The sequence below is a fragment of the Spartobacteria bacterium UBA695 genome, from assembly GCA_002298145.1.
GTDB lineage: Bacteria > Verrucomicrobiota > Verrucomicrobiia > Chthoniobacterales > Chthoniobacteraceae > UBA695.
This window is the reverse complement of record DBMP01000015.1, coordinates 35,150-56,297: the sequence shown is the minus strand read 5'-3', so window position 1 is coordinate 56,297 and position 21,148 is coordinate 35,150. Positions and strand designations below refer to the sequence as shown.

The following is a 21,148-nucleotide window of genomic DNA, read 5'->3' as shown; positions in this document are numbered from 1 at the left end:
TTTAGCTTAGGTGGACGCGGGATTTCACGGTTGATCCTTCGAACCATCGCCCCTCGGTGTAGAGGTGCATGGGCACCTCGGGGATGCCGGTTTCGCTGCGTTGCATCATCCCGTTCAGCAAATCGACCGCGGCGACGCCCGAGAGAAAGGAATTCTGCATCATGCCGCTGACGATCGTCTCCCCTCGGTGCAGGGCGATATCTGCGTACCCAACATCGTCAGGCACCCGGATGCCTATATCGTTCAAAGTACTATACATCAGCCAATAGCCATGGCCGAGAATGCAGTCTACCTTATGTTTCTGAATCCAACGGGCAATGCCTTTTTGATCTTTGATATTGAAGCTCACGGGCGCCACCCTGTGCCTAGGGGGCACCTCCTGCATGGCCGCGTTGAAGCCGCCTTGGAAGTTCCATGCGGTGCGCTTGTTGATGTCTTCGCTAAGGATCATTCCGATGCGTTCATACCCCATGGCCAAAAGATGCTCGACGGCCTTGGTCACCGTGCGGAATTGCGCGTTGGAGAGGGTGTGCAAGACAGGGTAGTTGTAGCTATAGCCGAAGCGGACGGCGGAAAACCGGGAAAAATCGATGCGAAATTCAGCGCCGGCTTTTTCGCTCGGCGCCAGCACCAGTCCCTTGATGCCCTTGCTGCGCAACACCCGCATGACGGATTGAGGATCGTAGCCAAATTCCGAAAGATTGATGCTTTCCAGAATGTAACCCAACTCCTTCGCGCGCTGAAGCGTTCCCGCATAATACTCACGGTAGTCGCCCATATAGAGATCGGCCGGGTTCTGATGCCCGTTGATCCAGCCAATATTGCTTTGGTAGGCAGCGGGCCGGGCGCTGCGGCGATAGGCTGAAAGCCCCACCAGCATCGGGTCTGGCGCGTAGCCGATCTCCTCCGCGATGGCCTTGATCCGGTCCCGGGTCGCCTTGGAAATGGAATGATGATCGCGCAAAGCCAGCGAAACCGTCACGTGGGAAACCCCGGCGGCTTTCGCGATATCGCGCTGGGTAATTCGGGGGGGCATTTTAACTGAGTAAGTTCTAAGGCCGGTTGCAGCGCGATGTCAAGTGATGTGTATAGTCAACTACCGTTATTCATTAGCCATGCGACTTCCCTCCCCCGCTGTTTTTGCGACCCTCCTTGCGTCCCTTGCTGCGCCCGGCTTTGCCGATGTGACGTTGCCTCCGATTTTTTCCGATCACGCCGTGTTGCTCAAATCGAGCAAGACCCCGATTTGGGGAACGGCTGAGCCTGGAGAAGAAATCGTGGCCAAACTGGGCACTGCCACCTCAACCACCCGCGCCACGCCGCAGGGAAAATGGCAGCTCGAATTGAACCTGGAAAACGCGGGCCTGGGCTCTGGCGAGCTGACGATCCAAGGGAAAAACCGGATCGTGGTGAGCGATGTGGTCGTGGGGGAAGTCTGGCTCTGTTCGGGGCAGTCCAATATGGAACTGCCGCTTTCGTCCACCGAACGCGCCCAGGAGGAAGCCGCTGGTTCAGCCAATCATTCGTTGAGGGAGTTTCGCGTAGAAAAAGAGGCCAGCCCGGTGCCTTTGGAACAATGCAAGGGCCGTTGGTTTGTCGCATCTCCGGCTACGGCGCTCCAGTTTTCGGCGATTGGTTATTACTTTGGCAAAGGGCTCAACCAAGAACTCGGACGCCCGGTGGGGTTGATCCACAGCAGTTGGGGCGGCACCGCCATCGAAGCCTGGATGCCTTCCGCCTCGCTGCCCGAGCTCAGGCAACGCAACGAGGCCATGCAAGCCGCCATCGAGGGTTATCCTCGGCGCATGGCGGAGTTTCGGGAAGCTTATCGCACTTGGGCGACGGAGCATGGGCGGCAAGACCGCACAGCCGAAGCTCCGGAGCATTTCGCCGCAGTCGACCTATCCACGGACGACTGGAAGCCGGTCACGATGCCGGGCTCGCTTGCGGCCCAAGGGCTGCCGGGCAACGGGGCCGTTTGGGTTCGTCGCGTGGTCAAGATCCCGCCGACGCGCGCCAACCAATACCTGCCGCTGTTTGTAGGCATACCTCACATTTTTGATGCCGTCTATTGGAACGGCGAGAAAGTGGGCTGGACGGATCCTTCCTCTTCGTCCCTTGTCACTCCGGCTTCCGGGTCGTGCTCCCTGGAGCGTCGCTACGATGTCCCCGGGCCCAAGGTGAAAGCGGGCGACAATGTGCTGGCGATCCGGATCTTTAGCCCCTCGGGGGATGCGGGCATCGAAGCTCCCTATTTCTGTGCCGCGTGGAATATCCCCCTTGGGGGCACCTGGTTGGCGAAAACGGAATATCAACTGCCACCATTGCAGGACAACAGCAAGGCTCCCGTGATGCCCTCGTTTCTTCCCGCGAAACAGTCCAATCCCTTTTCGCTCTACAACGCGATGATCCATTCGCTCGCTCCCTATGGCATTCGCGGGTTTCTATGGTACCAGGGCGAAGCCAACGCCTGGAAGGCCGATCTCTACCGCTCCGAATTGCAGCTCCTCATCGCCCATTGGCGCAAGGAATGGAAACAGGACAACGCGCCGTTCTACCTCTGCCAGTTGGCGAATTTTCAGGCGAAAGCCGCCACTCCCGGTGAAAGCGCGTGGGCCGAATTGCGCGAATCGCAATCCCGGGCCATCGAAGTGCCCCATACCGGCGTCGCCGTGCTGATCGACATCGGGGAGCAGGATGACGTTCACCCGCGCAATAAAAAAGAGGCGGCCGACCGGCTGCTCCGCATCGCCCTCAACCAAACGTATGGCAAAAGCAATCTTCCCTTCAAGGGGCCGGTCTACGAAAGCGCCCAACGAGAAGGCAAACGCATGCGCATCCATTTCGCCGCCAGTAGTGGACCCTTAGTGGCCAAGGCGCTTCCTGAGACATACCAGCCCCGCTCTGCGCTGCCGCTGACCTTGCCGTTGGTGAAACCCAGCCCCAAGAGTGAATTGCAAGGGTTCGCCATCTGCGGAGAGGATCACAAATGGAAGTGGGCTGATGCCAAAATTGACGGTTCCACGATCCTCGTATGGTCTGACGAAATCGAGACTCCCGTAGCTGTCCGCTACGCATGGGCCGACAACCCCACCTGCAACTTATATAACGACGCCGGGCTCCCAGCCTCGCCCTTCCGCACGGATCATTTTCCGCTCACCAGCGAAGGACGTCGCTTTTAGAAGCGATCGCCCCCTACTTCCAATGCTTCAGAACACCCATCTTTATTACGGCGGCGATTACAACCCCGAGCAGTGGCCGGAATCCGTCTGGCAGGAGGATGCTCGGCTTATGCAAACCGCCGGAGTCAATCTCGTCAGCCTCGGCATTTTTAGCTGGGCCAAACTGGAACCGGCGCCGGGGCAATACGAGTTCGCGTGGCTCGACCGCGTGATCGACCTGCTGCACCAGCACGGCATCTCCGTCGACCTCGCCACCGCCACCGCATCCCCGCCCGCCTGGCTCGTCCGCCGGTATCCCGAGCTCCTTCCGCAGGACGCCAACGGCACCGTGCTTCATTCCGGTTCGCGCCAGCACTATTGCCCTAACAGCCCTCATTACCGCGAGGCCGCCGCCGCCCTCACCCGGCAGCTTGCCGAACATTACCGGCACCATCCCGCCGTCGTCATGTGGCACATCAACAACGAGTATGGCTGCCACGTGGCCTCGTGTTTTTGCGACCGTTGTGCGGCGGCCTTCCGGGGCTGGCTCAAAGCGCGCTACGCCACCCTTGATGCCCTTAACGAAGCCTGGGGCACCGCGTTCTGGAGCCAGTGGTACGGCGATTGGGAGGAGATCTTCCCTCCCCGCAAAACCCCGACAATGGCCAACCCCGCGCAGCAGATCGACTACAAGCGCTTCTACAGCGATTCCGTGCTGGCGCTTCATCGCCGGGAATACGAGATCATCAAAGAGCACACGCCCGGGCTCCCCGTCACCACGAACTTCATGGGCTTCTTCGGCCCGTTCGACTACCACCAGTGGGCCAGGCACGTCGACTTCACTTCGTGGGATTCCTACCCCGACCCGAACGACGGCGTGAACGGCCTTGCGGTCAATGCCGCTGCGCACGACCTCACGCGTTCCCTCGGTGGCGGCAAGCCGTTTCTTTTGATGGAGCAGGTGTCCTCTCAGGTTAGTTGGCGGCCCGTCAACAGCCTCAAGCCTCCCGGCCAAATGCGCCTGCATAGTTACCAGGCCGTGTCGCGCGGCGCGGACGGCGTGCTGTTTTTCCAATGGCGCGCGGCTCGGGCCGGGGCCGAAAAATATCACGGCGCCATGGTGCCCCATGTCGGGGCGGAGCGCAGCCGCGTCTTCCGCGAAGTCGCCGATCTCGGGCGGGAACTCCAAACTCTCGACGCCCTTGCGGGATCGCGGGTGCGCGCCAAGGTGGGCATCGTCTTCGATTACCCAAACTGGTGGGCGCTGAATCTCGAATCCAAACCGGCACAGTTGGATTACCTCAGCCGCGTTCTGGAATACCACCGTTTCTTCTACGACGCCAACCTCCCCGTCGATTTCGTATCCGCCGACGGCGACTGGAGCGGCTACCGCCTCGTCCTCGCCCCGCATCTCTGCCAACTGCGCACGGGCGTCGACGAACGCATCCGCACCTTTGTCCGAGACGGCGGTACCTTCCTCACCACCTATTTCTCGGGCATCACGGACGAGAACGAGCACGTCATCCTGGGCGGCTATGCCGGGAAAATCAGCGACCTCCTCGGCATCTGGGTAGAAGAATGGGACCCGCAGCCACCGGGCCGCATCCTACATGTTCAATGGGCCGACGGCACGCATTCTGAAGCCTCCGATTGGTGTGACCTTGTCCACCTTCAAGGCGCATCTGCCCTCGCGGTTCTCACCAATCACTTCATCTCCAAAACCCCTGCGGTCACCCAGAACGCTTACGGCAAAGGCCAGGCCTATTACCTCGCCGCACAGCTCGACGCCGCCGCGAGAACGAAGTTGCTTTCGTCAATCTGCCGCGATCTGGATCTGGAAGCGCCGGTGGACGCCCCGCCGGGAGTGGAGGCAACGCTCCGGGAGAAGAACAGCTCCCGTTTTTTGTTCCTACTTAATCATACAAATACTCCAGCCGATGTTTGCCTCAAGGGCCACGCTGGGCGCGACCTCCTCTCCGGGAAAAATCACAACGGTCGGACTATACTTGCCCCGCAGGAAACTCTCATTCTAAATCTCGATTAACCATGCCTTTTTTAACCTCCATCCAAATCGACGGTATCGATTACCAACTCGAAAGCGAGAGTGGCCCCTTCCGCGCCTGCCTGCAAGCCGAAGAGCTTGAGCCAGGGCTCCATCTTGTCCACCTGATCCTTGAATCCGACGAGGCTGCCACGCCATCACCGTTTAAGCTGACCTGGAGCCAGCCGATCGTGGATACTCAGTATGAATGGACCCCGGCCTGTGGCCCAAAACGGTGGCTCGAAGTTCCGTGGGAACAGCCGCTCCGATCCAAAGCCACCGAACAAGCCCCGGTCATCTGTCAATACAACCTCGCGCAGACCAACCGGATCACTTTCGCCTGTTCGGACGTACTAAATCATATTGAAATGGCGTCCAGAATCCGCGAGCACAACGCAACGTTCGTCGCCTGCGTCGACTTTTTCGTCCAGCCCGTCGCTCCCTTGCGGGAATACCGGGCCACCCTGCGCGTGGACCGCCGGGCCATCCCTTACCACGAGGCGCTCGATCAAGTCCAGGCTTGGTGGGCCGCCCTGCCCGACATCACCCCAGCGCCTGTTCCCGACCTTGGCCGGATGCCCATGTACTCCACCTGGTACAGCTTTCACCAGGACCTTACCGCTGCCGCCGTCGAACATCAATGCGAACTAGCCAAGGGCTACGGATGCGAGGCCGTGATCATCGATGACGGATGGCAAACCGACGATAATTCCGGCGGCTATGCCCATTGCGGCGACTGGGAAGTGGCCCCGTCTAAAATCCCCGATATGCGCGCTCACGTGGCCCGCATCCACACTCTCGGGATGAAATGCCTCCTCTGGTTCTCCGTCCCCTTCATTGGAGAATACGACCGTGCCTTCCAACGCTTTGAGGGCAAGTATCTGTGCAAGGTCGCCTGGTGCAAGGCCCACGTCCTCGATCCGCGTTTTCCCGAAGTGCGCGAATACCTCATCGCCCTTTACGAAAAAGCCGTGCGCGAATGGGATTTTGACGGCCTCAAGCTCGACTTCGTGGACAGCTTTACCCCCACGGCGGAGAACTATAAAGAGCGCAATCCGGCCCACGACATCGACTCTGTGCCCGCCGCCGTGGATCGCCTCCTACGCGACACCATGGTTCGGTTGCGCGCCATCAAACCGGGCGTTCTCATTGAGTTCCGGCAAAGCTACGTCGGGCCACTCATGCGGCATTACGGGAACCTGTTCCGCGCCGCGGACTGCCCCAATGACGCCGTTACCAACCGCACACGCACCCTCGACATCCGCCTGATCGCGGGCAACACCGCCACCCATTCCGACATGCTCATGTGGTCCCGGGACGAACCCGTTGAAAGCGCCGCGCTGCAATTGCTGAACATTCTGTTTTCCGTTCCGCAAATTTCCGTCAAGCTTGATGAAATTCCCGGCGACCACCAGCGGATGTTGCGCTTCTGGCTTCAGTTCTGGCGCGAACACCGGGAAGTGCTCCTCGACGGGAAACTGGAACCGCAACATCCTGAACTGCTCTATCCCTTTGTCCTGGCCAAAACGGATTCTTGCTGGATCGGCGCATTCTACTCCGACGTCGTCGCCCCGCTTTCCGGAAAGCTGCCGGATGAATTCTGGCTCATCAACGCGACGGCGCAACCTCGCGTGGTCATCGAGTGCGACACCACGCCAGGCGCCTACGAAACGCAAACGTACAATGTCCTGGGAGAACCTCAAAGTCGCGCGACCGTATCGCTGACTCCCGGCATTAGCACATTGGCCGTTCCCGTCTCAGGGCTAATCCATTTCAAACACGATACGCAGCGGGCATAAAATCGAGGCGATATGAAAAATTCCCTCTCATCGTTTACCTATCAAAACCCCATCCATGGATCGCCAAGCTTACGCGATCCACAAATCATCCAGGTGAAGGGGACGTACTATATGACCGGCACCTGCGAACCGTTTTTTGCGCCAGAGGGATGTCCCCATCCGGGGGTGAAAATATATCGATCCGAAGACCTTCAAAATTGGACATTTGCGGCACACGCCATCAAGCCCGCGCCAGACACCTGGTATCAGGAGAAGTTTTGGGCTCCCGAAATTTTTCCATACAAAGGCCGCTTTTACCTGACGTTTACCTCCAACATTCCCAATAGCAGTCATCTTGGCATCGGGTTGGCGGTAGCGGACGAAGTCGCCGGGCCATACACGGTTTTGACCAGGGACAAACCGCTGGCCGGGGGGGATGCCAACCTGTTTGCTGACGATGACGGCAAAGTGTATTTGTTTTCCTGGGGAATTGAAGGCTGCGAGATTGACCTGGAAACTCATAGCATCGTGCCAAATTCAAATTTTACGGTCATCCAAAAAGGGAAAGCTGGAGAATGGGATGCCGCCGGGGTAGAAGGACCGCAAGTGTTCAAACGCAATGGCATTTATTACATGCTCTATTCTTCATGGACTCGTGGTTATGAAGTGGGCTATGCGACCGCTCCAACGATCAAAGGTCCATGGATAAAATCCCCGAACCCTATTTACGGCGCCCAAGACGAGAGCGCGTGTGAAAGAAATAATATTCCGTACACGCAATCGCAGGAGGTGCCATTTTGCGGAGTGGGGCATGGCGCGCCTTTTAATGGACCGGATGGCCAACTATGGATTTCCTGTCTTGGAATTTGCACCCAAAAAGGCGCATCTAGATTTAACCTAAGTTGCGACAGAGTTTCTTTAGTGATCGATCCATTGGTTATTGACGGTAATACCGTTAAAGCAACGCTGACATGGACACCCCAGGCGAAGGAGCACCCGAATGTTAGGGCATGTTAGAGAAAACAGCACAGAGACTTTTGCGACCACCGGAAGCCGGACGGCAATATGTGATATCGCGGCGTTTCCGATGCATGATTATCAGAGATTTACTTGATGACCAAGTGCTTACAAGAGAATAGCGGTTTCGGGCCGCTGCTTAGTTCTGTTCCCCATCAAGTATTCGCTTCAATGCGTTTGTTTGCTCATTCATTTTTTCTATTTTTGCGGCAATGTCCGGCGGTAAATCCACGGCGCTAGGAAAAGGGGACGGGCCGGAAAAAATGAGGGTTGTTTCGCCAATTTGGATCTTCGCCGGAAAACAATCGGAGACTCGGATCCACGCAATCAAACACCCCGGCTCGCAAGCCTCGGGCGACTCTGTAACCACCATTGATGTTACTGGAACAAAGTAACGGCCCATTTTCAGAGTAAGAAATAGCGAATGGACCGTTCGTCGAGCGCGCAGAGAGGTTTCCCCACATTCGATTTCGAGTTGATAGAAATGACTCTGTTAAGAACTAGTCCCCACGATATAGCCACATAATATGAGGGCTTCTATTTGCGGGTAAAAGGGGAAAAGGAAGCGCCCGGGCCTTGGCCAGAAGTCGAGCAGCAATATTCGCAATTATCGGTGATGTATGTGTTTGATCGTTTCAGGGTATGGATGCTTTTATAGAAAGTAGGCAACTCTTCGGAGCTTTGGGTTTCGCGCTTTGCTCAGGGCTGGTTTTCACTTTTGCTCTTTCATCAAAAAGAGAGATTTCTGCTTTTCTGTTGTTGCCTCTTTGGGCAAGTCTAATAGTTTCCAGTGAACCCTCCATTGCCTTACTTCGCCTTTCTGGAGGTGCCAAGCCGGGCTGAGGTTTTCGATTTCATACGTGTGAGTGACGGGATTGAGATAGGCTTGTAAGCTGCTTTCCTCCAAATACGGTTCTTCGGGGCTGTAAGGGATGGTCTGGAGAAATGCACGGGAGCCCCGGACTTGAGCAATCCAGCGGCCGTAAGTTCCAATCTTGAGCGGTTTATCCGGTGACGGAACGGCTACGGCATCCACTCCATCTAATAGATAAGCTCGCGGTTGCGTTGAGGAGAATTCTGGCCACCATTTAAAAGGCATCTGCCCCGGATAGCGTTTTGCCGGATCGGATTCCATGAGGATGCAATCGCCATAACCGACCGAGGTAATTGCCCATAGATGAACGGGAAATCTGCTTTCGCAAATGCGGCTGATCGTGAATAGCTGAAGGACTTCAGCGCTTCCAGGGAGGATCTCGACACGGCGGCGGATTTGCAACCCCAGTTGAGGACTAGTTCCGCTCACGTACTCTATCATAGAATCGTTTTTGCTAACCAACGTCCACGGAGATCCGTCAATTACAGGGTCCGCTCCCGGGTTCCCATAAATGTCACCGAACATGAACTGGGCGGTGGGCCAAATGCGGTCGCCACACCAGGGATTCCAATGCCAGCTTGGGATGGGAGGTTCGTCGCATACGGCCAGCCAATTTTTTTGTCCCTTTTTATGAAAGGAAACGATCCGGCCTGTTTTCAACGAGACCTCCAGAGATACAACTCCGTTGTCCAATGTTTCCACGGGGCCAATGTAATCGTAATCCACCTGTGAACGAGCCTCGGTGAGCAATAAAATACTTGAAACCAAAAGACAAACCAACCGTTGGATATTCCTGTACATCATGGGAATGGAGAATGCGACGATGCTTGATTGCGGGCGCCTTGGCAACGGCCTTGGCTAAAATGTTCAAACATTGGGGTGTGCTTTTTTAACAGAAAGGCCCGGCAGATCGTGCGGAAAGTCATTTATTGGCAAGCTATTGCAGGGGGCAGCATGACGGATGATCACATTTATCATTTTATTTTGCCCTCGATGATTTTTCAAAAATTTCAATGCAATGAACTTATCCAGATTTACAGAAAAGAATCCTGCAACAGTAAAGCCGCACATTTATCCTCAGTCTCTGCTCCGTTCAGCCGTCTATACGGTAACCGTCAACGGCATCGCGCTTGATGTATTGGCGCATTCGGCGGCCCAGCATACGGCATTCGAAGCCGATGGGGAGGTGTCCATTGAGATCAAGGTAAACGGGCCGTGCGAGCGCGTAATGGTTCGCCCGTTGCGACTAGGCATCGCGGCGTGCTTGGATGATGGCCAGATTTCCTTCAAACTTCAGGCACCTCAAAACATTCAAGTCGAAATCGAAGGAGCCCCATTGCTCTACATTTATGCTCTTGCTCCGGTAGCAGAGATCCCTGCCGGGCCGAATGTCCGGCGTTTTGAGGCGGGAAAGATCCACGACGCAGGACTCATTGTTCTTAAATCCGGCGATGTCTGCTGGATAGAACCTGGGGCGGTAGTGCGCGGCAGCATCAGTGCTTCAAACGCGTCGGGAGTTCGTGTCGGGGGGTACGGAATCCTGGAGGGAAGCTTTTGGCTGGAGCACTTGAACTCCCGTCGCAAGTGCATCGTATTTGATCATTGCAGTGATTCGCAGATCGAAAATGTGCTGTTGCTCAGCCCCTGCCACTGGATGGTGGTGCTTGGGGATTGCGACAACATTACGGTATCTGGAGTGCGTGAAATTGCCGATGACGTCAGCTCCGATGGAGTGGATATCGTGGGGTCAAGGAACATCCATGTCACCGGATGTTGCCTACACAACGGAGACGACAACATTGCGATCAAGGCCACCACAAACCGCTCGGAAAACCCGGATTGCCCTCCCGGCAGGGATTGGGTTGGCACGGTGGAAAACGTGCTCGTATCGAATTGCCTCTTCTACAACATTCATGGCGGGACGGCCATGGAAATTGGATATGAGACGACAACGGAACATATCCGGAACATCCGGTTTGAAAATAATGATGTCTTGGCGGTGCATCAGTTTGGAGCGGTCTTTGGAATTCACAATGGAGATCGAGCCCACGTCGAAAACGTTGTCTGGGATAACATTCGCATTGAACACCATTTTGACACGCTTGTGGATTTTCGCGTGCTGCAATCCCGGTGGAATATCGATGCTGAGCGCGGCCATATCAGCAATGTGACACTCAAAAACATCCATGCGATGCAAAACGAGCATAATGCGGGATACACATTGAGTATTATTTCCGGCTACAATTGTGCGCACTCGGTAAAGGAAATTCATTTCGAAAATTTTGAACTTGGAGGACGCCAGATACATGATGCCGACATGCTCGACCTTGTGACGCGCAATGTTTCCAATATAACGTTCTGCTAAAATGAATTCTGTATCGGGATTTCTATATTCGCAAATTGGCTACGACCAAGACTGGCCCATGCGGGCGTTGGTGCGCGGACCTGTAGCTTCGTTTTTGTCTCCATCGGCAATCTTTGAGTTGCGGGATTCTGAGGGAATGGCGGTGTTCTCGGGCCCCGTGACGTACTGGGGACCAAAATGGGGAACGCATTGGTGGGTGGCGGATTTCTCCAATTTCCATGGCGAGGGTGCCTTTGAATTGGGGATACTGGACTGCGACGAAGCGAAATACCGGAGTGATCGGTTTGACATTGGGGAGCGGCTTCTGTGGCAGCAAACTTGGAAAACGGTTGCTTTGGAACAAAATGAACGACGCGCGCGGCTGGCGATGAACCGAGTGGGCTGGCAAGACTGCGGTGCTGCGTGGCAAGAGGCCAATAGCCACGCCGCGCTTGTCATCGGATTTTGCGACTTGCTGGAATTCGCATCCGCTAGGATATCGGACGAAGAGTTGGAAAGATTGGAAGCGCAGACCATTACCGGCTGCGACTATCTGGCTCTGCTTCAGGATCGAGCGGCGGAACTCGGCTTTTCCGACGGATCCATTTCCCACCAAAAGCCGGTGTATGAAGACATCACCACCATTGGCGACGCAACCAAAGCGGCCCTAGCCTGGGTGCGTGCGTCCCGGCTCTTGTCGAGGAAGCATGTGGGCAAAAAAGAGGAATATTTGCAGCGGGCGATGCGAGCTTATAGTTGGCTGGAACGTACGGACCCCACGGCCGGCGGCTTTTCCCGAATCAACCACGGGGCAGCGGCGGATTATGTGGTTCCCAAAGAATGGATGACCCGCGACCTATTAATGCTCTGCTGGGCCGCGATAGAATTGGCTCTCGCCGGGAAGGATGAATTCCGCGAACGTGCGGTTTCTATTGCGGCACGTATCATTAGCCGCCAGGTCACCCAGGAGCATGCGGAAGGCGGATTTTACGGGCACTTCAGAACGTTTGAAGCTTCGCCATTTACTGAAAAGGCGTGGATTCACAGCGTGGACGATGGGAAGATCGGTGTCGACGCCGGGGGACACTATCCACATTATCTTGTGCCACTACTGCAGATGTGCCGCATATGGCCGGACCACCCGAATGCGGCCTCGTGGATCCGGGCGATCCATGATTTTGCCTACGGCTATTTTCTTCCTGCTTGTTCGGCAAACCCGTTTTATTTGCTTCCTTTAGGATACTTTTCCGACATTGGCCTTCTCTGGTTCAGCGGGCTTTGGCATGGGATGAATGGAGCGTATGCGTTGGCCGCAGTATTGGCTCAGGAATTTGAGGAGTTTTTTGGAGATCCGCAATTTCGAAATATTACCGCCGGGAATCTGCAATGGATTGCGGGACTGAATGCGGGTATTACCGCGGAGAGCGTTCTTGCATCCCACATGTATAGCGCGGATGTGCCAAAGGGGATAGCCCAACCCGTTAGCATGATCCATGGCATCGGGCGCCGAACGGCAGGAAGCTATCTCAATGTCAGGGGATCAATTTGCAACGGTTTTAGCACGGGCGAACAGTTTGCATATGATATCGAGCCTAGCCTCGATTCCGACGGTCCCTATACATTCACCGACGAGGACTGGATCACGCACGCGGGTGCCTGGTTGGGAGCTTTGGCTCGGCAATAATTGTGATTTCGGGAACTCATGCAACAGGCATGAGTTCCTGAAGGTAACGCGGGTAGAAATCGCCGCCCCTAGCTGGAATCGAAATTACGAATTCGCGCGAATCAGTGCGATCCGCTGTTGCACCGATGCGGCTGACCGCAAGCCATCTTGAGGTGTGTTTTGAACATAATCCAACAACCTAGGAATAGAGCTGGTCGCAACGTGTAGGCGCGTATCTGAAGACGCATAGTAAATGAAAACCGTGCCATCCTTTCTCGCGATCCAGCCGTTACTAAATACCACGTTGGATACGTCACCGATTCGTTCCATGCCCATTGGTGCAATAAAGTAGCCCTGCGGTTTTGCGATGATTCGAGTGGGATTCTCCAGGTCCGTTAAAAATAGATAAAGGACGTATCGAAGACCCGCGGCGGTATTTCGGACACCGTGGGCAAGATGCAGCCACCCGGCTTCGGTCTTAATGGGGGCGGGGCCTTGCCCATTTTTTACCTCGTTAATAGTGTGATAGATTCTCCGGTCAATGATGCTCTCTTCGCCGGTGGAAGCGCATTCCATGGAATCGCAAAGTGCCCATCCGATTCCGCCGCCCGATCCCGTATCGATAAAACTTTCCTGCGGACGGGTATAGAGGGCGTATTTTCCCCCGACAAATTCCGGATGCAATACGACATTGCGCTGTTGTGCGGATGGAGTCTTGAGGTCTGGCATTCGCTCCCAGTTCTTAAAGTCATGTGTCCGAACGATGCCGCATTGGGCCAGCGCGCTAGACTGGTCAGCAGTCGGTGCTTTCGGATCTCGGCGCTCGGAACAGAAAAGCCCATACACCCAGCCGTCTGCATGCCTTACCAGACGCATGTCGTAGACATTGGTGTCAGGAGTTTCCGTTTCTGGAATGACACACGGCTCGCGCCAAAAATGGAAGTTATCGATCCCGTTTTCCGATTCAGCCATTGCAAAGAAGCTTTTCCGATCCGTACCCTCGACTCGTGCGCAAAGGAGAATTTTACCGTTCCACTCAATGGCTCCAGCATTAAAAACGGCATTGATTCCCAATCGCTCCATGAGCCAAGGATTGGTCTTGGCGTTGAGATCAAATCGCCACTCCAACGGCACATGAGCGTGGGTTAGGACCGGATGCATGTAACGCTCATAGATCCCGTTGTACCATGCGGGGTCCGGTTCATTTTTCTTTTGAATCAGGAGATCGTATTGATGCCGTAGTTTAGAAAGCTGTTCGGAAAATGAATTTTGCATGGATTGCTAAATGTAGGTTCGGCGTTATTTCAAAAATGTTGAAGAGCATTGAACCGTCTACCATTTATCAGATCGGAACGGGCTTGCCATCAATCCGCTTCCGCCGATCACGTTGCATCCTTCCGGATTGTCCGCCCACGCATAGCGAACAGCTACGGGGTGGGGTACAGCGGGACTATGAACAAGGATTTCGCATCCTTGAATTCTGGCTTCTGCTGGATGAAAAATCCGGTCTTCTCCCGCAATATAGAATGGTCGAGGCGGTTCACCATCAAAAGTCGCAAGACATGGCCCTGTATGCCGAAAAATGCAGCGGATGTCGTTGCCGTCGATGGTGATCTTTTCGAAAATTGGCCCACAAGGTTCCCCGGCCTGGTGGTACTCGCCAACAAGGACGCTTTGGGCGAGGCGTTCACCAACTGGGATTTTATTTTTTGGATGAATGTCTCCGGCCTCGCCCAGGTCGATCGTGATACAGACTCCGGTATGTGGAACGGAAAGAATCTCGCACTGCGCTTCCCTGATACGCGCCCACTGGCTTTCGCTTTGATGGGCCTTTGCAGATTGGAATCCCGGTAGTTGGACAAGGTGAAATGCGAGGCTGGGATCACCCCAAAGTCGCCTCCAATCCTGGACGAGATCTTTTAATAGCGAAGCATAGCTATCCCCGTTTTCCAGATTGCTCTCCCCCTGGTACCAAAGGACGCCACGCAGCGGAAATGGTGCGAGAGGATGCACCATATTGTCATACAGCATATGCGGCGAATTGCGTTCGCCGTGGCCGGTCAGGTGAAACTCCGAAATATATCCAAAATTGTGTTCGCAATGATAACGCCATGTTCCCGCGATGGTTTTTGCCTGGTTGGGATTCCCCTGTGGGTGCAACACCATCGCTTCGCATGGACCTGTCAGGCCGCCATTATAGACAAATGAGTACACCCGGACGGCTATAGTAAGCGTTGCCCGGGCCACTAGTTTGCCGGGAATCTGATAAATGCGTGGCTGATCCCAAAGGTTGTCTTCAAAGTCTTTTCCCGTCCGACCAATCTCGACGCCATTGACATAAGTAATATCTTGTTTGTCGATTGCGCCAAGGCGCAGCACTAGTTCTTTCCCAATCCATTCGGCGGGAATGTGTAGCGTGCGGCGAAACCAGTAGATTCCTGAATGCTTGTGCCCGGCGGACTGCCATGTTGCAGGTAAATCGATTGTTTCCCAATTTGAATCTTGGAATGGCGGGAGATGCCATCCGTTCTCCATCCCCGTATTTCCGGGATCGGCTGGCAACGCGCAAACGCGGCCATCGAGCCCGGGCTTCCCCATGTGCATCCACCGTTGGGAGGTCCACGCCTCGCTTTCGTATTTGGATAGCCAGTCCCGGGTATGGAGATTAAAAGCCAATGCCGATCGGCTAAGCCAGCTTTGGATGATGCTGCCTCCCCACGATGATGATATAATGCCGATCGGAACGCCTAATGTCTGGTGGAGCTTACGTGCGAAGCTATATGCGACCGCAGAAAACGGCCCCGCATTTTCGGGGGATGCGATTTTCCAGGTTCCATGCACCGTTCGGTGCGGACCGAGGTGTGCTCTGGGGCTCACGGAGAAGAAGCGTATCTGGGGGAATTGTGCGCTGGCGATATCTTTTTCCGTCAACGGCAAGCTTTTTCCCAAGGGCCATTCCATATTGGACTGCCCCGAAGCAAGCCAGACTTCTCCGGCTACGAGGTGATGGATCTCAAGCCGTTCGGCGGATTCTACGATTTCCACAACCAGGCTGTGAGAGCCTTCTTGTGCGAGTTCCTGCAATTGCAAATAAAATTCGCCCCGTTCATTGGCGATGCACTCTGCCGTGTGCCCACCAAGTGAAACTCTGACATGGACGAACGGATCCGCCCACCCCCAAACAGGAACTGATACGCCTCTTTGGATAACAGCATGATCTTGAAACAGCGAGGCCAGGGAAAGGCTCATAAATATAGAATACTAGTTTAGTGTGTGGAGCCAGTCGGCAAAAGAATTTTCAAGGGCACCAAGTATGAGTACATCTTCTTCGGATAGTCCGGGAATATCGATCCGGCATGTCGCAGACGAAAGCACGCGGGATGCCACCAGGAATTGTTTGGCTGACGCGGGGTATTTGTAACGGACGACCGCGTCAGACAGGCTGAGAAACTGTTGGAGTTTCCCAGCAAGCAGGGGGTTCGTTTTGTAGTTTTTGCAAAGCCAGACATATAGATGAGGCATCAGGTTGGCACCGATACCAGAATATCCGGCGCCTCCAGCCTTGAGGGAATCAAGCAGCGTCGGTGTATTCGCATTGAACCAGCGGAGCGGGGTGCCGGCTACGTGGGATAGTTTGGCACGAATCGATGGAAGGCTACATGAGGTATCTTTGTGAAATATGAAACGGCCTGTTTCGGCAGCCCATTGGAGAATCTCCGGGGAAAGAAGGCGCTTGTACGGAACCGGGCATTCATAAAATCCAAGCGGAATATCATCGGTAGCGTTTAGTAAAGCTTCGGCACGCTCGATGAAAACAGCGTCGGATTGATCTTCTGTGGCTAGTTGATTGGAAATTACCACAACGGCATCCACGCCCAATTCCGAAACCTGAATCACTGTATTTGCCTGTTCTTCGATCGAACCGCTGAAGGTTCCTGTTGCTATGACCGGCACACGTCCTTCCACGCGCTGTACCACACGCCGAGTGATATCGAGCCGCTCCATTTCAGACAAATGATACATTTCGCTGGATAGGCAGACGGCAAATAAGCCGGAGACTTCCGCGTCAATATACCAGTCCACTAGCGTATCAAGAGCCGTCCAGTCGATGCTTTTGTCTTTCTGAAAAGGGGTTAGCATTACGGGCCACACTCCGCTTGCTATCGGTGATGTTTCTTTAAGATTGGGCTTGGAAGATAAATTAAGGTTCATTGGAAATTAAAACTTTTTTGAATTCAGGACACGAAAGCGATAGTACATATCAATCGGATTCGCCGTATTGGTTTGCGCATAGTCGGGAATATTTGTATCGGCGGGATCAATGTATCGCTCTATGGTTTGGGACCCGCGGTATTCGCTCATCACTGCATCACGCTTTTCATCCCATACCCCGGCAGCGCTTCCTTTTCCTTTTTGAAGAGTCTGCACGCGGAAATATACCGTGAACGTATTGGACTTTGTTGTGAGGCGCGGGTAAATGGTGGCGTAAGGGCGCTCTCGGCTGTTATCCCCTGTGGGCCTGTGCGTTAACCAATAGTCGGGCATTTTTTCGTAGGTTGCATTGGCATCAGACGAATCCGCAGGCACCAAATGAATCGAACAGATTTCAGAAGCCGAACGGAAAAGATCGTGTTTGCTGAACCGCGCAGTGAACCCTTTTAGGGTCTCATCGGCATTAACGGGGTAGCGGACCTGAATAGAGGCGGTGCTTTTATTTTTGTACGCTGTGGACTGAGCATCAGCAATGGCGATTACCTGTTCAGATTTAAGCACTGCCCGGATAGCGGTGGATCGAGTGATATAGGTAAAGGGAGCGATCTGGAAATTCATGTTGATGCGTCCCGCTGTCGAGAGCGGCTCGCTAATAGGGTAGGGCTCGACGACAGGCATGTTGAACAAATCCAAAAGCAAGTGATCGGGAGGAGTGCTATAGGGGGGACCGTCATCGTTCGTCCCCGTAACGGACACCCCCAAACCGGGATGCCCGGCCGGCAGCGAACGGAACAGCAGTGTCTGCCATGGCTTGTTGGCAAAGACGCCCGAAGGAAGCGAGCCAAAGGTAACCGCGGATGGGACCTGGCGATTTGGAGAAAAGAGCGTTGATGTGGTGTTGCTCAATTCACTGGTGGCCCATTCGTAATAGGGAATGGATGTTCCGTTTCCGTTACCGTCTCCTTCGTCCGCCTTGTTGATATAGGCGCCATCGGCGGCGTGTCCATAGGCGTTGTCCCAGTCGCCCGGAATCTGCCGGAAATCAGTCGCACCACCGACATAGATTCCCGTTCCCGTTGTGGAAGGGTTCCCCGTATCATAGGTCACCACATTATGCTGATAGGAATAATTCCCTGTGAGGCTGGAGCAATAGTTCGGGTATGATGTTGTTGTTAAGGATGCGGAAGCCAGGCCCAAGTTGAATAACCGGCCAACCGTTGCTCCATAGAATGGATAACCCGCGGCGGTGCGCAGGCTATGTGCCATCGTGTTGCCGGTAAAGTAATTGGCATGTGCTGCATAGCTGGCGGCCGATACACCAGCTCGGGCGGCGGCGATGCGGGGATCGCCGGACGCAATCTCTATGGAACGCACCACATCGGCGTCGGTAATCCACGCTCCCGGCTCAAAAATGCCGGTGCCATTTCCCACGGAATTGAGGCGCCCTCCGACGCCGGCAACCCCCATTGCACTGGAACTTGAAGCCTTCGCCATGACTGTGGTTGCACCGGTCACAAAGAAGCGAAAGTTGCCCAGCCGGTCCCCCGAACCTTTGACTTTCCCTTCCATGGGGGTTGTCGACGCGAGTTTCGGCAGGGGCCAGCCTCCCGTGGGAGAAGGCGGAAAGCTTAGGGTTCCGGTTTGAACTACCGTAGTTCCAGCAGAATTATAAAGTTTGAACACTACATCCCCGCCACTGAAATAGATTTTGTCTGTAGTGCGAATATCGCTGGTCGTTACGATCCGAGTGGACGTTGCATCGGTGCCCGTGGAGGTCGCCGTGGTGGAGATGAAAGGATAGCTTCCCGAATTGGCTATGCCTTTCCCAAGAACCAGCGACTCAAATCCCATATTTCCGCCGATAAATGTATTGGTGGCCAGCATGCTCCACGCCCACGGGTCCGTTGAAGCTGGCCCCGGATATCGGGGTGGCGTCATAAAGGTTCCGGAGGGCACGGTGGAGAAGGGGATCTGCGCGGTGATAACGGTTCCCGTCGTTGTGCCGCTACCCTGGGGTAGGTTTGCATTGGTAGCGGTACCCGTTGTCAGCGCGCCCCATTTAATATTATTCAATCCCGATACCTCAACTTTGAATTTTGGCATGATGAAGGTGTGTCCATACGAAGGGCAAAACGGCTCCATGAAAAAGCCCGCTTGCACGCGCATCCGTGAGTCAAGAACGCCGGAGGCATTGGTGCCCGTATCATAGAAATTCATATCGGCGGGCGTCGGCATTGAGATGATAATCGAATTGGTCGATGACGGGAGCGGATTCTGCGCATTGCCAATGAACATGAAAAAGGCCTTGTCAATGGTGGGAAAACGCCCAAGCCCGCGGGTTCCCCTGACGCCGTCCTGAATAGGAACCACTTGTCCAAACCCCATTCCTTGCCAACTCCCCGAGGTTGTCCCGAGAGCGAACGGAGTGGTAACGCCGCTGTCATTCAGATTCGTGCAGCGGATATAGTCGAAGATTTCCGTCAAAATTTGGTCGCAGTCCGTGCCGCCGCCAGCGGTTTGTGTGGCATATTTGGCTTGGAGTGTTCCGCCGAATCCCGGAATCGGAAGCGAGGTCAAGTGGTGGAGGTAATCCAGCAATATCCGGTTTCGTCCCAGTCCGGTTGCCGCCCCGGCATTGGGCAGATCGGCGGTGCCGCTGTCGGGATTGCTGCGCTGGAAATAGTAAATGTCGCCGCCAATCGTGGAGCAAAAGGCAAACACGTTGTCGAAGGCCGTGCGGTAATCCGTTCCTGATGTCGATGAGATTGGCCAGATGCAAATGCGTGGTTGGTTGAAAAGATTAACATCCGGAGCCCGGCTCGATGCGGTTATAAAAAAGCGCGCTCGCTCCAGCATCGGTTCCGGAATCCCCTGGGTTGGCCGGGTTCCGGAAGCTAGAGTCGGCTGAAAAATCAGCTCGTCAATGGACGCGTAGAGCCTGTCTTTGTCAGTATTGATGCTCCCGGCTGTCGCTAACGCCCCAGATCCCGTGATAACGGTTCCACCCACGGAACCACCGCCGGAGACGCGTGGGGTTATCGCGTAGATGCTCTCGTTTTGAAGCGGGTCCGTACCCGACCATAACAACGGGAACACCGCGCTTAACGACGTGGTTGCCGGATGGCCGGGGTAACGCTGGAATTCATGGTTTACTGGCTGGCTTAGTGCCATTTGGCGATCCTGCGAATTGGCTCCTGAACCGCTGACCCTGGGGACATCCCAGTAGGAACCCTCCGAGGCGGTATTGATATTGACCTTACTGGTTTCATCATCAGTCCAGAAGGCCATTCGCCCGGTGATCGGGTTGGTCGCCGTTGGCTTCTTTCCATCAGGAGCGTTGTTAAATGTAGCGATGCTCGCGCTTGTGTCGTCTGGAGCGGTCAGCGTGCCGTCTTGCAAGACATAGATCCACTTGGTTGGCATGGGCACTGGCGTATTCGTTGCCGATACCGAAAGGCCGCTGTCGTAGTTCACTTTGGATGGATCAATTCCAAAGCCATACACGTCTGGCAATCCATCACTATTCGCATCGTAGCCGAGATAAGGTGTGGTATCCGCACCGGAGGGCGTCTTGGTCAGGATCTTGACCGAGTTGCCATCCAGAATTGGAAATACCGTCCGCGTGCCGGATACAATGGGAGCGTTCAAATCAGTGAACAGGGCCGGTTTGCTTGCCCAGGAGGTATCGAAATCGCTCGACCCATCAAAGGTACTTGGTCCGGTGACGATCATCGAATCCGACGAATAGAGTTTGTAGCAGGCGACCTCCGCGCCAGCCGTATCGTAGGTCCGGATCATGCCTGGCTGCGAAGCCCAGGACGCCGTGTTTCCGGAGGAGGTCGTTCCCGAAGTGGCCAACTTGATGGTGCCGATGACCGTTTGCACGGTGGAGTCGGCCAGTTGCTTGGCGGTTGCCCCACCGGCGTATTGCCGCGCACCGCTGAACTCAGTCGAGACCGATGAAAAGAAAGCGATGACCAGCGCGGTGATCATGACCAGAAAGCCCATCACCAGGACGAGGGCCGCTCCGCTACGCTCTGAAGTAAACTTCATACATA

13 protein-coding genes are annotated in these 21,148 nt (G+C 55.0%); 6 read left to right on the top strand and 7 right to left on the bottom strand.

All coding sequences use genetic code 11. From position 1 onward, the window contains the following. Position 1: 1 nt before the first annotated feature. Positions 2-1,036: a LacI family DNA-binding transcriptional regulator gene (locus tag B2828_RS09290; protein ID WP_479633447.1), complete on the bottom strand. Its 1,035-nt coding sequence runs from the start codon at positions 1,034-1,036 to the stop codon at positions 2-4. Between the two features lie 79 nt (positions 1,037-1,115). Here B2828_RS09290 and B2828_RS09285 point away from each other — a divergent pair, with 79 nt between their 5' ends. From B2828_RS09285 to B2828_RS09270, 4 genes are read left to right on the top strand one after another with little or no spacing between them, the layout of a single operon-like run. Next, positions 1,116-3,182 carry a sialate O-acetylesterase gene (locus tag B2828_RS09285; RefSeq protein WP_479633446.1) on the top strand — a complete coding sequence of 689 codons (2,067 nt, stop codon included), beginning with the start codon at positions 1,116-1,118 and terminating at the stop codon, positions 3,180-3,182. 22 nt (positions 3,183-3,204) lie between these two features. Continuing rightward, positions 3,205-5,205 carry a beta-galactosidase gene (locus B2828_RS09280; protein ID WP_479633445.1) on the top strand — a complete coding sequence of 667 codons (2,001 nt, stop codon included), beginning with the start codon at positions 3,205-3,207 and terminating at the stop codon, positions 5,203-5,205. A gap of 2 nt (positions 5,206-5,207) precedes the next feature. After that, positions 5,208-7,001, top strand: coding sequence for a glycoside hydrolase family 36 protein (locus B2828_RS09275; RefSeq protein WP_479633444.1), 1,794 nt, complete (start codon positions 5,208-5,210; stop codon positions 6,999-7,001). A 12-nt stretch (positions 7,002-7,013) separates the two neighbouring features. Beyond that, a complete protein-coding gene (locus B2828_RS09270; RefSeq protein ID WP_479633443.1) occupies positions 7,014-7,997 on the top strand; it encodes a glycoside hydrolase family 43 protein in 984 nt (327 codons plus the stop codon). A gap of 139 nt (positions 7,998-8,136) precedes the next feature. Here the strand turns inward: B2828_RS09270 and B2828_RS09265 are convergent, their stop codons facing one another. Both B2828_RS09265 and B2828_RS09260 read right to left on the bottom strand, forming a co-directional pair. Then, positions 8,137-8,400, bottom strand: a complete 264-nt coding sequence (locus B2828_RS09265; protein ID WP_479633442.1) for a hypothetical protein — start codon at positions 8,398-8,400, stop codon at positions 8,137-8,139. 309 nt (positions 8,401-8,709) lie between these two features. Continuing rightward, positions 8,710-9,675, bottom strand: coding sequence for a hypothetical protein (locus B2828_RS09260; RefSeq protein ID WP_479633441.1), 966 nt, complete (start codon positions 9,673-9,675; stop codon positions 8,710-8,712). Positions 9,676-9,889: 214 nt separating this feature from the next. Here B2828_RS09260 and B2828_RS09255 point away from each other — a divergent pair, with 214 nt between their 5' ends. After that, entirely contained in the window at positions 9,890-11,236 is a 1,347-nt protein-coding gene (locus B2828_RS09255; RefSeq protein ID WP_479633440.1) for a glycosyl hydrolase family 28 protein, read from the top strand. 1 nt (position 11,237) lies between these two features. Then, positions 11,238-12,899, top strand: coding sequence for a hypothetical protein (locus B2828_RS09250; RefSeq protein WP_479633439.1), 1,662 nt, complete (start codon positions 11,238-11,240; stop codon positions 12,897-12,899). Between the two features lie 84 nt (positions 12,900-12,983). Here B2828_RS09250 and B2828_RS09245 read toward each other — a convergent pair whose 3' ends face one another. The 4 genes from B2828_RS09245 to vccA are packed head-to-tail and all read right to left on the bottom strand — an operon-like array spanning position 12,984 to position 21,143. Further along, positions 12,984-14,153 (bottom strand): glycoside hydrolase family 130 protein, encoded by a 1,170-nt coding sequence (locus B2828_RS09245; RefSeq protein ID WP_479633438.1) that lies wholly within the window; start codon positions 14,151-14,153, stop codon positions 12,984-12,986. A gap of 57 nt (positions 14,154-14,210) precedes the next feature. After that, the gene (locus tag B2828_RS09240; RefSeq protein WP_479633437.1) at positions 14,211-16,127 is read right to left on the bottom strand and encodes a sialate O-acetylesterase; all 1,917 of its coding nucleotides are present in this window, start codon (positions 16,125-16,127) and stop codon (positions 14,211-14,213) included. 12 nt (positions 16,128-16,139) lie between these two features. After that, positions 16,140-17,090, bottom strand: coding sequence for a dihydrodipicolinate synthase family protein (locus B2828_RS09235; protein ID WP_479633436.1), 951 nt, complete (start codon positions 17,088-17,090; stop codon positions 16,140-16,142). 6 nt (positions 17,091-17,096) lie between these two features. Continuing rightward, on the bottom strand, positions 17,097-21,143 hold the full coding sequence (gene vccA / locus B2828_RS09230) for a Verru_Chthon cassette protein A (RefSeq protein WP_479633435.1): 4,047 nt from the start codon (positions 21,141-21,143) through the stop codon (positions 17,097-17,099). Positions 21,144-21,148 lie beyond the last annotated feature (5 nt).